The sequence below is a fragment of the Geomonas sp. genome (assembly GCF_056994735.1).
The window spans coordinates 1-13,179 of sequence record NZ_JBXKJL010000130.1 but is presented as its reverse complement, the minus strand read 5'-3'; the positions used below and the strand labels follow the sequence as shown (position 1 = coordinate 13,179).

The window sequence follows — 13,179 nt, the reverse complement described above, 5'->3', positions numbered from 1 at the left end:
CAAGCTCAGGGCGAACGGAATCGGGTCGGGTATAGCCGCTCACGTGGTGCACTTGGAAATTGAATTCACCTGGAACGGAGTTTAGTCCGGGCGTGTTGAGATTCCGTTCGTGCTGAGCCTGTCGAAGCACGCAAACATCATTAAAGGTCAATATGGACTACGTAAAACTGATAAACTGCATGCGCTGCGGGATGTGCCTCCCGCACTGCCCCACCTATAAGGAAACTTTCCTGGAGACCGCCTCCCCGCGCGGCCGCGTGGCACTGGTGCGCAAGTTCCAGGAGGGTGAGCTCTCGGCGACGGAGAAGTTCCTCGACTACGTCTCCCTTTGCCTCGACTGCCAGGCCTGTGCCTCGGCCTGCCCCTGCGGGGTCAACGCCGGGGAACTCATGGCCGAGTTCCGCTGCGAGAAGAAGCAGGAGGAGGGCCTCTCCTTGATGGAGGACCTGATCCTCAGGAGGCTGGTGCCGCATCCCGACCGGCTGGAGACGGCGACGGCGCCGCTTCGGCTCTACCAGCGGAGCGGAATGCAGAAGGTGGTCCGCTCGCTCGGACTGTTGAAGATCTTCCCGTCCGCCCTCGGCAGGATGGAGGGGCTGCTCCCCGGCCTCCCGTCGGCTCCGCTGCGCCAGACCCTGGACGAGGTGACGCCGGCCCGGGGAAAAGAGAAGGGGAGGGTCGGCTTCTTCCTAGGCTGCGTCATGAGCCTGATCTTCAGCGAAGCGAGCCTCGCCACCGTCCAGCTCCTATCCAGCCTCGGGTACACGGTAATCACCCCGAAGGCCCAGAAATGCTGCGGGGCCCCCAACATGCTGGGCCATGACATGGACGGACTTTTGCAGGCCGCCCGCTTCAACACTGAGCTCTTCCAGTCCCTCGACGTCGACTTCGTGGTCACCGACTGCGGGGGGTGCGGTGCGGAACTGAAGAAGTACGGCCATCATCTGGATGGTGAGGCGGAAGCCGTCGGCTTCAGCGCCAAGGTCCGCGACATATCCGAGGTTCTTGCCATGGAGGGGGCGGAGCTGGAGAAGAGGTTGAAGCCTCTGCCGCTGAAGGTGACCTATCACGACCCCTGCCACATCGCGCATTGCCAGGGGATCCGGAGTCAGCCGCGCAATCTCATCAAGATGATTCCGGGGCTGGATTACCGGGAACTGCCGGAAGCCGATTCCTGCTGCGGTTCCGCCGGGACCTACAATATCGAGAAGCCTGAGATGTCGGACCGCGTGCTGAACCGGAAGGTCGAGAACGTCCACAAGACCGGTGCCGACTATCTGGTCACCAGCAATCCGGGATGTCTCCTGCAGTTGAAGAAGGCTCTGTCGGAGGCCTCTCCGAAGGTCAAGGTGATCCATCTGACTGAACTGCTGCGGATGAGCCTCGACCGGTAGAGATGGTTGTCTTCTCAGATTTTCTCCGTGTCTCCGTGGCTAATTGTTTAAAAGCTATTGCCATCGCAATATTAATATAGTATCCGTGGCGGTCATGAAGTTTACCCCGATAAAACCTAAGAAGGTTTCGACCCAGATAGCTGAGCAGATCCGCGCCTCCATCCTCGCGGGGGAGTTCAATCCGGGGGAGAAGCTTCCTCCTGAGCGGGAACTGGCAGAGATGTTCAGCGTCTCGCGGCCGTCGGTGCGCGAAGCCCTCAACGTCCTCGCCTCCACCGGGCTGGTCGAGACCTACCAGGGGGGGGGGACCGTCGTCCGCTCGCTGGTGGAAACCTCGGCGACCATGCCCCTTTCCGAGCTGATACGGATCGATGGGGACCGGGCCCTCGACGTCATCGAGGTGCGCAAGGGGATGGAGTCGTGGACCTCGTGGTACGCCGCTTCCCGCGCCCTCCCCGAGGACGTCAGGCGCCTCGAGGTGATCATCGACGGCATGGCCAAAAACCTCGAGACGCTCAAGCATTCCGAGGACCTCGACGCCCATTTCCACACCCTGATCGCCAAGGCCACCCACAACGTGGTCTGGTTCCACATGATGCAGAGCATCTTCGACGCCATGCAGGAGTTCCAGCGCGACGTATGGCGAGCGGTCTATCTGACCGAGGAGGACCACCGGCTCCTCTACAACCATCACCGGCGGATCTACGAGATGATCCGGGACCACAACTCGGATGGCGCGAGGGAGGCCATGATGGAGCATCTCACCTTCGCCCACAAGCGTTGCTCCGCCTACGTCTCCATGCGCGGCGGCGCCGACCTCTCCGTGGCCTGATAAAAAACTCTCCTGTCCATCCAGGTCCAGCTCCCCCTCTCCCTCCCTTGTTCACAATCCCGCACCGCTGGCGGTTTTTGGTTGAAGCAGGGGGGCTTTTTGGGTATAGTTACCCGATTTTCGCCCTATAGATAAAACCAAGGAGGGTTTTTCAATGATAGATTTTCTGGGGGATTGGAAGAGGACCAGCTACTGCGGCGAGTTGAGGGCCGAACACATAGGACAGGAAGTTGTCCTCATGGGGTGGGTAGCAAAGCGGCGCGACCACGGCGGCCTCATCTTCGTCGACCTGCGCGACAGGGACGGCATCGCCCAGATTGTCTTCGACCCGGAAAGATCCGCCGCCGCCCACGCCAAGGCCGAGTCCGCCCGTAACGAATACGTCCTCGCCATCAGGGGGACGGTGGGACACCGCCCGGAAGGGACGGTCAATCCCAAGATGAAGACCGGGGAGATCGAGGTGCTGGTCACCGAGTGCAAGCTCCTCAACCCCTCCAAGGCGCTCCCCTTCATGCTGGACGGCTTCGTCGATGTCAACGAAAACATCCGCCTCAAGTACCGCTACCTCGACCTGCGCACCCCCACGCTGCAGGCCAATATGATACTGCGCTCGAAGGTCGCCCAGCTGACCCGCTCCTACCTCACGGAGAACGGCTTCCTCGAACTCGAGACCCCCTTCCTCACCAAGTCGACCCCGGAAGGCGCCAGGGACTTCCTGGTCCCCTCCCGCATCAACAAGGGAGAGTTCTACGCGCTGCCGCAGTCTCCGCAGCTTTTCAAGCAGATCCTGATGGTTTCCGGCTTCGACCGCTACTTCCAGATCGTCCGCTGCTTCCGCGACGAGGACCTGCGCGCCGACCGCCAGCCCGAGTTCACCCAGATCGACTGCGAGATGTCCTTCATCGACCGTGAGGACATCATCACCGTCATGGAAGGGCTCATGGCTCGCATCTTCTCCGAGGCCAGAGGGGTCAACGTCCAGCTCCCGATCGAGCGGATGACCTATGCCGAGGCCATCCGCCGCTTCGGCGTCGACAATCCCGACCTGCGCTTCGGACTCGAGCTCGTGGAACTCTCCGACCTCGTCAAGGACTCCGGCTTCAAGGTCTTCGCCGACGTGGTCAAGTCCGGCGGCATCGTCAAGGGGATGAACGTGAAAGGGGGCGGCGCCTTCTCCAGGAAGGAGATCGACGACCTCACCGAGTTCACCAAGATCTACGGCGCCAAGGGCCTCGCCTACGTGAAGATGACCTCCGAAGGTTGGCAGTCCCCGATCGCCAAGTTCTTCACCGCCGAAGAGATCTCCACCATGGACAAGGCATTCGCCGCCGAGGAAGGCGACCTCCTCCTCTTCGTGGCCGACAAGCCGAAGATCGTCAACGATTCCCTCGGCCGCCTGAGGAACCACCTCGCCGCCAAGATGGGCCTCACCGACCCGAACGACTTCCGCTTCGTCTGGATCACCGACTTCCCCCTCCTCGAGTGGGATGAGGAAGGTGGGCGCTGGGCCGCGGTGCACCATCCCTTCACCGCTCCGATGGACGAGGACCTGGAGTACGTGGAGAGCGATCCCGGCCGCTGCCGCGCCAAGGCCTACGACCTGGTACTGAACGGCAACGAGATCGGCGGCGGGAGCATCAGGATCCACCAGGAAGAGGTGCAGTCGCTGATGTTCAAGATGCTCGGCCTCTCCGAGGAGAACGCCAGGAGCAAGTTCGGCTTCCTCCTCGACGCCCTCGAGTACGGCACCCCGCCGCACGGCGGCATCGCCTTCGGTCTCGACCGTCTCATGATGCTCATCACCGGTTCCGATTCCATCCGCGACGTCATCGCCTTCCCGAAGACGCAGAAAGGCGCCTGCCTCATGTCCGACGCACCTTCCGGCGTCGACAACCTCCAGTTGCGTGAACTCGGCATTCGCCTGGCTGCGAAGTAGCGGGCCGCTATTGAAGTTTTGGGGCCATTTCATAACGCCTCTGCTGATTCTTTCCCTGACCGCTTGCGCCACCGAGCCCCCTCGTCTGAGGGGGCAGGTGCTTGTGACGCTGGCTCGGGTCAGGGCGCAGGGCGGGGAGAACCTTCTCCCGGCCGAGTTCGGGAGCACGGTGGAGGCCTATCGGAAGGCGGAAGCCCTGCTCAAGGAGCAGGAACGGGAGGAATCCGAGCACTACTTCAGCCTGGCTCTGCTCAAGGCCGGGCTGATGGAGAAGGAGCTCGCGGAGCTCAAGGCGCGCCAGGAGGAGGAAGCAAGGCGGGCCGAGGAGAAGAAAAAGGCCGAGCTGGAGCGCCGGGAACGGGAGGAGGCGGATCGCCTGGCCCAGGCGCAGGCGGAAGCGCTGGCGCAGAAGGAAGCGGCGGAAGTCGCCCGCAGGAAGGTAAAGCCTCAAAAGGAGCATCTGCTCGTTTCGTCCTACACGGTGCGACGCGGGGAATCGCTCCCGCTGATCGCCTCCCAGCCCGAAGTCTACGGCGATCGCAACCTCTGGCCGCTCATCTACCGTGCCAACCGGGACCAGATCCGCGACCCGCGCCACATCTGGCCCGGGCAGGTGTTGAAAGTGCCGCGCAATCTCGGCCGCGATGATATCGCCGAAGCCAGGCGTTACGCGCAGGAGCGGCCGCTGCACTAGCTTTATCAACGAAGGGGGCGGGTCTAAAGACCCGCCCCCTTTTTTGCCCGGGTACAGGCGGCACTCTCGAAGTAAGAACCGCGCGCGCCGGAGCTCTGCTCTTTCTCCGATCCAGATCCTTCCAGTTTCAGTGTCCCGCTGAACCCCACGCACCCTCACATCGACTTAATGCCGCTCCTGGAAATCCGGCGCATTCCTTGTGGCTCGTGCCGCATTTTCGCCTACGGTGGCGGCTGCGGAAAGCCTCCGGTTGTCAGGGCCTCGGCACCAGAGCGACTCTTCTCGATCGGCACCCCGGCCGGCAATGAAAAGCGGTGCTGCCGGCAGTCCTTACGCCCTTTTTTTCTCCCCGTGTGAGGGGTGTAATATTTTTCACTTTCCATAAGTTTGCACCAAGATTTTCCCTTGACACTGAAAAACGATTTGTATACTGTATACAAAATTTTATTTAGGGTAGCCTTCCGCTAATATCCGCGTAATCCCTGAAGAATTGCCGTTCCCACCCTCACGGAACCGGTGCAGGCGCCGGCTGCCGACGTGTGGATGTTTCTGCTGGCGAAAAGATTACCGTGGGGGCAGATGGCAAGTTGCCGGTGCCCTTCCATTAAGCCTTTGGCTAGATAGCTAAAATCTAAGGAGAGAACATGACAGAAACAGCAAAGATCATCTGGACCAAAATCGACGAGGCACCCGCATTAGCCACGTACTCCTTGCTTCCTATCGTCAATGCGTTCACCAAGGCAGCCGGCGTTGTCGTTGAGACGAGGGACATCTCTCTTGCCGGCAGGATCATCGCCAACTTCCCCGACTATCTGACCGAAGCGCAGAAGCAGCCGGACGAGCTGGCCTACCTGGGCGAGCTGACCCAGAAGCCGGAAGCCAACATCATCAAGCTCCCCAACGTCTCCGCTTCCATCCCGCAGCTCAAGGCTGCCATCAAGGAACTGCAGAGCCAGGGCTACAAACTTCCGGAGTACCCTGAGGAGCCGAAGACCGAAGAAGAGAAGGCTCTTCACGCCCGCTACGCCAAGGTGCTCGGCAGCGCGGTAAACCCGGTCCTCCGCGAAGGCAACTCCGACAGGAGATCCGCCAAGGCCGTCAAGGAATACGCCAAGAAGCACCCGCACAAGATGGGCGCCTGGACCGCGGATTCCAAGACCCACGTCTCCCACATGGATGCCGGCGACTTCTACCACAGCGAAAAATCGACGACCATGAAGCAGGCCGACACCGTCCGCATCGAGTTCGTCGACCAGTCCGGGAAAGTCACGGTCCTCAAAGAGAAGCTGCCGCTTCAGGAAGGCGAGGTGCTCGACGGCTCGTTCCTGAGCGCATCCGCACTGCGCAAGTTCATCGCACAGCAGATCGAGGACGCCAAGGCTAAGGACGTGCTCTTCTCCGTGCACCTCAAGGCGACCATGATGAAGATCTCCGATCCCATCATCTTCGGCCATTTCGTCTCCGTCTTCTTCGAGGACGTCTTCAGCAAGCACGCAGCCACCTTCAAGGAGCTGGGCGTAAATCCGGACCTCGGCCTGGGCGACCTGTACGCGAAGCTCCAGAAGCTGCCCGAAGCGCAGAGAGAAGAGATCGCGGCCGACATCAAGGCCGTCTACGCCAAGCGCCCGGCTCTGGCCATGGTCGACTCCGACAAAGGGATCACCAACCTGCACGCCAGCAACGACATCATCATCGACGCCTCCATGCCGGTCGTGATCCGCGACTCCGGCAAGATGTGGGGCCCGGACGGGAAACTCCACGACACCAAGTGCGTGATTCCGGACACCTGCTACTCCGAGTGGTACCAGGAAGCCATCGACTTCTGCAAGAAGAACGGCCAGTTCGACCCGACCACCATGGGCTGCGTCTCCAACGTGGGCCTCATGGCACAGAAGGCCGAGGAATACGGCTCCCATGACAAGACCTTCAAGGTCCCCGGCAACGGAACCGTCCGCGTGGTCAACGGCGCCGGCGAGACCGTCCTCGAGCACACCGTGGAAGCCGGCGACATCTGGCGCGGCTGCCAGGCCAAGGATCTCCCGATCCAGGACTGGGTCAAGCTGGCTGTCAACAGGGCAAGGGCGACCGGTGCTCCGGCTGTCTTCTGGCTCGACAAGAACAGGGCTCACGACGCCCAGATGATCCAGAAGGTGGAGAAGTACCTCAAGAACCACGACACCAAAGGCCTCGAGATCCACATCATGTCCCCGGTCGAGGCGATGCGCTTCACCCTCCCCAGGGCCAAAGCAGGCCAGGACACCATCTCCGTCACCGGCAACGCGCTGAGGGACTACCTCACCGACCTCTTCCCGATCCTCGAGCTCGGCACCAGCGCCAAGATGCTCTCCATCGTGCCCCTTCTGGCCGGCGGCGGCCTCTTCGAGACCGGTGCAGGCGGCTCCGCACCGAAGCACGTGCAGCAGTTCCAGCAGGAAGGGTACCTCCGTTGGGACTCCCTGGGCGAGTTCCTGGCCCTGGCGGTCTCCCTCGAGCACCTCGCCGCCACCTTCAAGAACGAGACGGCTGCACTCCTGGCCGAGACCCTCGACCAGGCCAACAGCAAGTTCCTCGAGAACAACAAGAACCCGGCCCGTAAAGTCGGCCAGATCGACAACAGGGGCAGCCACTTCTACCTCGCCATGTACTGGGCAGAGGCTCTCGCCGCCCAGGGCAAGAACAAGGCGCTGCAGGAGAAGTTCGCCAAGGTGGCCAAGCAGCTCCTGGAGAGCGAGGAGAAGATCAACGCAGAACTGATCGGGGCCCAGGGCAAACCGGTCGACATGGGCGGCTACTATCACCCGGACGAGGCCAAGACCGAAAAGGCCATGCGTCCCAGCGCTACCCTGAACGCAATCGTCAACTCAATCAACGCCTAACCTGTTGTATCACGTATATAACTTCAATCTAATTGCGGAGGAAGAAAACATGGCACGTAAGAAAATCGCACTTATTGGTGGTGGACAGATTGGTGGCGTTCTGGCTCAGCTCTGCGCTCTGCGCGAACTCGGCGACGTGGTGATGTTCGACATCGTCGAGGGCCTTCCCCAGGGCAAGATGCTCGACATCGCCGAAGTCGGCCCGGTCGACGGCTTCGACGTCTGCCTCAAGGGCACCAACAGCTACGAGGACATCAAAGGGTCCGACGTGGTCATCGTCACCGCCGGCCTTCCCCGCAAACCGGGCATGAGCCGCGACGACCTGATCGAAGTCAACTCCAAGATCATGACCTCGGTCGCCGAAGGGATCAAGGCCAACGCCCCCAACGCCTTCATCATCGTCATCTCCAACCCGCTCGACGCGATGGTGACCCTCTGCCAGAAGATCACCGGCTTCCCGACCAACCGCGTCATCGGCCAGGCCGGCGTACTCGACTCCGCCCGCTTCCAGTCCTTCATCGCCTGGGAACTCGGCGTCTCCGTGAAGGACGTCAACGCCATGACCCTCGGCGGCCACGGCGACGACATGGTACCGCTGGTCCGTTACGCCTCCGTGAACGGCATCCCCGTCATGGAACTCCTCGAGCGCAAGTACAAGGACAAAGCCAAGGCCAAAGAAGTCATGGAAGCCATGGTCAAAAGGACCCGCGGCGCAGGCGGCGAAGTCGTTGCCCTGCTCAAAACCGGTTCCGCGTTCTACTCCCCGGCTTCCTCCGCCATCGCCATGGCTGAGTCCATCCTCAAGGACCAGAAGCGCGTCCTCCCGACCTGCGCATACCTCAACGGCGAGTTCGGCGTGAAAGGCTTCTACGTCGGCGTTCCCTGCGTCCTGGGCGCTGCCGGTGTCGAGTCGATCCTCGAGTTCGAACTCGACGCGGAAGAGCAGGCCATGATGGACAAGTCCGTCGCAGCCGTCAAGGAGCTGGTCGGCTCCATGAAGTAACGTCTCGCTGAGCTAGCACCACGGGGGTAAGGAGGATCCCTCCTTGCCCCCTTTTTTGCGGGGTAAACGGCGGGCTAAAACCTTGTTTTTTCCGGCAACTGTTACTTGCATTTTGTATACAGTATATGCTATAAAGCGATATTTCCAGCCTGAAAGGGCATATTCGTCAAAGGAGCTACGTGGATGGAGAAAAAACTCGCGACAATCGAGATCATCGAGAAGTACTGCAAAGGGTGCCACATCTGTGTGGAGTTCTGCCCGACCAAGGTGTTGGAGATGAAGGGTTTCGTGGCAAGCGTCAAGAACCTTGAGGCTTGCATCAAGTGCATGCAGTGCGAACTTAGATGCCCTGACTTTGCCATCAAAGTGTCTTAATTATTTTTAGGAGGTAGTTAAAGTGGCTAAAAAAGTTGCATTCCTTCAGGGGAACGAGGCCGCCGCGCAAGGTGCACTCTATGCCGGCTGCACTTTCTTCGGCGGTTATCCGATTACCCCCTCCACCGAGGTGGCGGAAGTGATGTCCGCTGAGCTGCCGAAAATCGGCGGCAAGTTTATCCAGATGGAAGACGAGATCGGCGCCATGGCTTCCGTTATCGGCGCATCGCTGACCGGCGCCAAGGTGCTCACCGCGACCTCCGGTCCGGGACTCTCGCTCAAGCAGGAGCTGATCGGCTACGCCTGCATCGCCGAGACCCCCGCGGTCATCATCAACGTCATGAGGGGCGGCCCCTCCACCGGTATGCCTACCGGTCCTTCCCAGTCCGACGTCATGAGCGCCAAGTGGGGCACCCACGGTGACCATCCCGCCATCTGCCTCACCCCGGCCTCCGTGCAGGAACTCTTCGAAGAGACCGTACGCGCCTTCAACCTGGCCGAGAAATACCGCACGCCGGTCATGGTCATGCCTGACGAGATCGTGGCCCACATGCGCGAGCGCATCGTGTTCCCCGAGCCGGGCGAACTGGAAGTGATCAACAGGACCGCACCCTCCGTTCCGCCCGAGCAGTACAAGCCGTACGACACCAGCTTCGGCGACGTTCCGCCGCTGGCCGCTTTCGGCTCCGGCTACCGCTTCCACGTCACCGGCCTCAACAAGGGCCAGGACGGCTTCCCGACCACCAAGGCTGCCTGGGTGCAGGACGAGGAAGAGCGCCAGGTGCGTAAGGTTGAAGCCAACGTGGACGACATCGTCCAGTTCGAAGAGTACCTCCTGGACGACGCCGACGTTGCCGTCGTCGCCTTCGGCTCCACCTCCCGTTCGGCCCGCTTCGCGGTCAACGAGGCCAGGAAGGCCGGCATCAAGGCAGGCCTCTTCAGGATCAAGACCTTCTGGCCGTTCCCCGAGAAGCAGCTCGCTGCCCTCGGCGCCAAGGTCAAAGGGATCATCACCCCTGAGATGAACCTCGGCATGTGCACCAACCTGGTCAAGGGTTGCGTGGAAGGAAAGGCGCCGGTAACCGGCATTTTCCGCGTTGACGGCGAGCCGATCAACCCGGGGCAGATCCTGGAAAAGATCAAGGAGGTCAAGTAACATGGCTTTTGATTACGATAAGTACATCCGTCCCGGCAAGCTGCCCCACATCTGGTGCCCCGGCTGCGGCCACGGCATCGTCATGAAGGGGCTGATCCGTGCCATCGACACCCTGGGACTCGACAAGAACAACACCGCCATCGTTTCCGGTATCGGCTGCGCTTCGCGTCTCCCCGGCTACCTCGACTGCTGCACCCTGCACACCGCTCACGGCCGTGCCGCTGCCTTCGCCACTGGCGTGAAGATGGCCAAGCCGGAAATGAACGTGATCCTGTGCGGCGGCGACGGCGACGGCACCGCCATCGGCGGCAACCACTTCATCCACGCCTGCCGCCGCAACATCGACATGACCTACATCATCATGAACAACAACATCTACGGGATGACCGGCGGGCAGTTCTCCCCCTGCACCCCGACCGGCGCCAAGGCATCCACCACCCCTTACGGGAACCCGGATCCGGCCTTCGACGTCGCCAAGCTCGCCATCGGCGCCGGCGCAACCTTCGTGGCCCGCGGCACCGCATACCACGCCACCCAGATCGACAAGCTGATCGTGGAAGCGGTCCAGCACAAGGGCTTCTCCGTGGTCGAGATCCTGGACGACTGCCCGACCACCTACGGTCGCCGCAACAAGTTCAAGTCGGTCATCGAGATGATGAACCGCCTCAAGGACATCGCCGTCCCGGTGAAGGCAGCCGAGAAGATGACCCCGGAGCAGCTGGAAGGCAAAATCATCACCGGCGTCCTGCACAAGGTCGAGAAGCCGGAGTACACCACCGAATACGCCAAGGTCATTGAGCGCGCCAAGAAATAATAAAGGAAGGAGAACCCAACATGTCTCAGAGATATGAAATCAGATTTTCCGGGGCTGGCGGGCAGGGTCTCATCCTTGCCGGCGTCATCATGGCTGAAGCCGCCTCGATCTATGACGGAAAGCAGGCAGTCCAGTCCCAGAGCTACGGCCCTGAGGCCAGGGGCGGCGCCTCCAAGTCGGAAGTTATCGTCTCCGACAGCATGATCGACTACCCGAAGGCAACCACGGTTGACGCGCTTCTCGCGCTGACCCAGGAGTCCGCCGACAAGTACTCCCACGACCTCAAAGAGGGCGGAGTGCTGCTGATCGACTCCGACCTGGTCAAGAACGTACCCCCGGGGAACTTCAAGACCGTTGCCTTCCCGATCATCAACACCGCCAAGAACGAAGTCGGCCGCGAGATCGTTGCCAACATCGTGGCGCTGGGCGCCATGGTCGCACTGACCGGCGTGGTGAGCAAGGAATCGGCCGAGAAAGCAGTTCTCGCCCGCGTTCCGGAAGCCTTCATGGAGCTGAACAAGAAAGCCTTCTCCATGGGCTACGACAAGGCTACCGCCGCAATGGCCTAGTCAGTCTCAGTAAATCTGCAGTACCGGCCCGGCGGGTTTTCCCGTCGGGCCTTTTTTTGCCTTTGAGGCTGAAAAGCTTTGACCACAGGGGACACAGAGGTCCCGTCCACAGAGGACACAGAGAAAGACGAGCCGGAACATCTCTACACTCGTGCTCAGTGCCGGCGTCAAGCTCCCTCTTACACGGGCGGTATCAGGCCCCCCCTTACACTGGCGGTATCAGGCCCCCCCTTGCACTGGCGGTATCAGGCCCTTCTTTACACGGGCGGTATCAGGCCCCCCCCTTGACAAAGGGGGGCTGGGGGGGATTGCCTTTGTCCGACCCAGCCGATTAATGGCAAGTCCTCCACAATTACCATCCCCACCTTTCCCTTCATTGAAGTTTTCTGCGTCATCAGCTATAAATACTCCCATTCCGTCAACCCGGGCGCCGACCTGTCCCCAGGCGCCGATAGCATCCGCCCAAAAGGAATCCGCATGTCCGATGAACTCTGCCACATGGCCCTCAGGCAAACCCTCGATCTCATCGCACTTACCGACCAGACCTTGCAGGGCTTCTCCCGGCGCAAGTTCACCAGCGACGAGCTCTATTACGACGTCCTCGGAAAGCTCTTGGGGGGGGAGGGGCGGCGGGGGCCGTCGGCCATCTTCATCGCCTCCGAAGGGGCGGAAGGTAGCTGCTGCTCTGGAAGGGTCTTTCACCTGAGACAGGGGCAGCTCGTCGAGAGATCGGAGGTCATCTCCATCGATCCCGATTCAAGTTATGCCATAAGCCTGGTACAGGTTGAGGGGGGGAGCGATGTGGTGGCGATCAACTGGAAAGACATCTGCGGCTCCGTCGAGGAGTTCCAGTCCTTCTTCCATCCCCAGGTAACGGAAGCCGTCGAGGGGGCTGTCGTCAACTTCGTGAGTTGCAGGATCAGCGGGGAATCGCCTGGCGTTATAGTCGCCTTCAATTATCCTGGAGGCGCCAACGAGTACGACGCCGATGTCCTTAGGAGTGCCGCAGTTGTCATCGGTTCCCTGGTCACCGTCTCGGATGTCATGTGTGAAACAGAGCGCGCCTTCGGTTACACCATCGAGGCCCTTGCCCGGGCCTGCGAGGCTGCCGAAGAGGACACCGGCAAGCATGTGGTCCGCGTCAACCGGTACGCCGGTGCCCTCGCGGCCAACATGGGGTTCAACATCGCCTTCGTTGAGGATATGTCCATCTCCTCGCAGATGCACGACGTGGGGAAGATAAGGATCCCGGCCGCCATCCTGCTAAAGAAGGGGCCGCTGACGGTGAAGGAGATGCAGCTGATGCGGCAGCATCCCGCCTTCGGTCTGGAGATCCTGGGAGATTCGCCGCGTTTGAAAGTAGCGAGGGAAATAGCGATCTCGCACCATGAAAACTGGGACGGGACGGGTTATCCGAAGGGACTCAAAGGCGAGAGAATCCCGATTGCCGGACGTATAGTGAAGATCGCAGACGTCTACGATGCTTTGCGCTCGAAGCGGAGTTACAAGGGGCCGATGAGCCACGAGGAG

Annotated in this window: 11 protein-coding genes; all 11 read left to right on the top strand. The window is 61.0% G+C overall.

Features of this window, described 5'->3' with window-relative positions; all coding sequences use genetic code 11:
- The first annotated feature begins 152 nt into the window (after positions 1 to 152).
- Complete coding sequence (locus AC11W3_RS06255; protein WP_484092665.1) at positions 153 to 1,394, top strand: (Fe-S)-binding protein; 1,242 nt, start codon at positions 153 to 155, stop codon at positions 1,392 to 1,394.
- A 94-nt stretch (positions 1,395 to 1,488) separates the two neighbouring features.
- Positions 1,489 to 2,226 carry a FadR/GntR family transcriptional regulator gene (locus AC11W3_RS06250; protein WP_484089874.1) on the top strand — a complete coding sequence of 246 codons (738 nt, stop codon included), beginning with the start codon at positions 1,489 to 1,491 and terminating at the stop codon, positions 2,224 to 2,226.
- A gap of 154 nt (positions 2,227 to 2,380) precedes the next feature.
- Complete coding sequence (aspS, locus tag AC11W3_RS06245; protein ID WP_484092664.1) at positions 2,381 to 4,162, top strand: aspartate--tRNA ligase; 1,782 nt, start codon at positions 2,381 to 2,383, stop codon at positions 4,160 to 4,162.
- Between the two features lie 103 nt (positions 4,163 to 4,265).
- The gene (locus AC11W3_RS06240; RefSeq protein WP_484089876.1) at positions 4,266 to 4,856 is read left to right on the top strand and encodes a LysM peptidoglycan-binding domain-containing protein; all 591 of its coding nucleotides are present in this window, start codon (positions 4,266 to 4,268) and stop codon (positions 4,854 to 4,856) included.
- A gap of 644 nt (positions 4,857 to 5,500) precedes the next feature.
- Positions 5,501 to 7,732, top strand: coding sequence for an NADP-dependent isocitrate dehydrogenase (locus AC11W3_RS06235; RefSeq protein ID WP_484092663.1), 2,232 nt, complete (start codon positions 5,501 to 5,503; stop codon positions 7,730 to 7,732).
- A gap of 49 nt (positions 7,733 to 7,781) precedes the next feature.
- Positions 7,782 to 8,735, top strand: coding sequence for a malate dehydrogenase (gene mdh / locus AC11W3_RS06230; protein WP_484089878.1), 954 nt, complete (start codon positions 7,782 to 7,784; stop codon positions 8,733 to 8,735).
- A 183-nt stretch (positions 8,736 to 8,918) separates the two neighbouring features.
- Complete coding sequence (locus tag AC11W3_RS06225) at positions 8,919 to 9,110, top strand: 4Fe-4S binding protein (protein WP_484089879.1); 192 nt, start codon at positions 8,919 to 8,921, stop codon at positions 9,108 to 9,110.
- Positions 9,111 to 9,132: 22 nt separating this feature from the next.
- On the top strand, positions 9,133 to 10,266 hold the full coding sequence (locus AC11W3_RS06220; protein WP_484089880.1) for a 2-oxoacid:acceptor oxidoreductase subunit alpha: 1,134 nt from the start codon (positions 9,133 to 9,135) through the stop codon (positions 10,264 to 10,266).
- 1 nt (position 10,267) lies between these two features.
- Positions 10,268 to 11,080: a 2-oxoacid:ferredoxin oxidoreductase subunit beta gene (locus AC11W3_RS06215; protein WP_484089881.1), complete on the top strand. Its 813-nt coding sequence runs from the start codon at positions 10,268 to 10,270 to the stop codon at positions 11,078 to 11,080.
- A 20-nt stretch (positions 11,081 to 11,100) separates the two neighbouring features.
- Positions 11,101 to 11,649 (top strand): 2-oxoacid:acceptor oxidoreductase family protein, encoded by a 549-nt coding sequence (locus tag AC11W3_RS06210; RefSeq protein ID WP_484089882.1) that lies wholly within the window; start codon positions 11,101 to 11,103, stop codon positions 11,647 to 11,649.
- 477 nt (positions 11,650 to 12,126) lie between these two features.
- The coding region (locus tag AC11W3_RS06205; RefSeq protein ID WP_484092662.1) for an HD-GYP domain-containing protein at positions 12,127 to 13,179 on the top strand (1,053 nt) is incomplete at its 3' end.

What these genes read in the sequence shown, in the direction of transcription:
- AC11W3_RS06255 (WP_484092665.1), top strand. Translation starts at nt 153, where the DNA reads ATGGACTACGTAAAACTGATAAACTGCATGCGCTGCGGGATGTGCCTC.
- AC11W3_RS06250 (WP_484089874.1), top strand. Translation starts at nt 1,489, where the DNA reads ATGAAGTTTACCCCGATAAAACCTAAGAAGGTTTCGACCCAGATAGCT.
- aspS (WP_484092664.1), top strand. Translation starts at nt 2,381, where the DNA reads ATGATAGATTTTCTGGGGGATTGGAAGAGGACCAGCTACTGCGGCGAG.
- AC11W3_RS06235 (WP_484092663.1), top strand. Translation starts at nt 5,501, where the DNA reads ATGACAGAAACAGCAAAGATCATCTGGACCAAAATCGACGAGGCACCC.
- mdh (WP_484089878.1), top strand. Translation starts at nt 7,782, where the DNA reads ATGGCACGTAAGAAAATCGCACTTATTGGTGGTGGACAGATTGGTGGC.
- AC11W3_RS06225 (WP_484089879.1), top strand. Translation starts at nt 8,919, where the DNA reads ATGGAGAAAAAACTCGCGACAATCGAGATCATCGAGAAGTACTGCAAA.
- AC11W3_RS06215 (WP_484089881.1), top strand. Translation starts at nt 10,268, where the DNA reads ATGGCTTTTGATTACGATAAGTACATCCGTCCCGGCAAGCTGCCCCAC.
- AC11W3_RS06210 (WP_484089882.1), top strand. Translation starts at nt 11,101, where the DNA reads ATGTCTCAGAGATATGAAATCAGATTTTCCGGGGCTGGCGGGCAGGGT.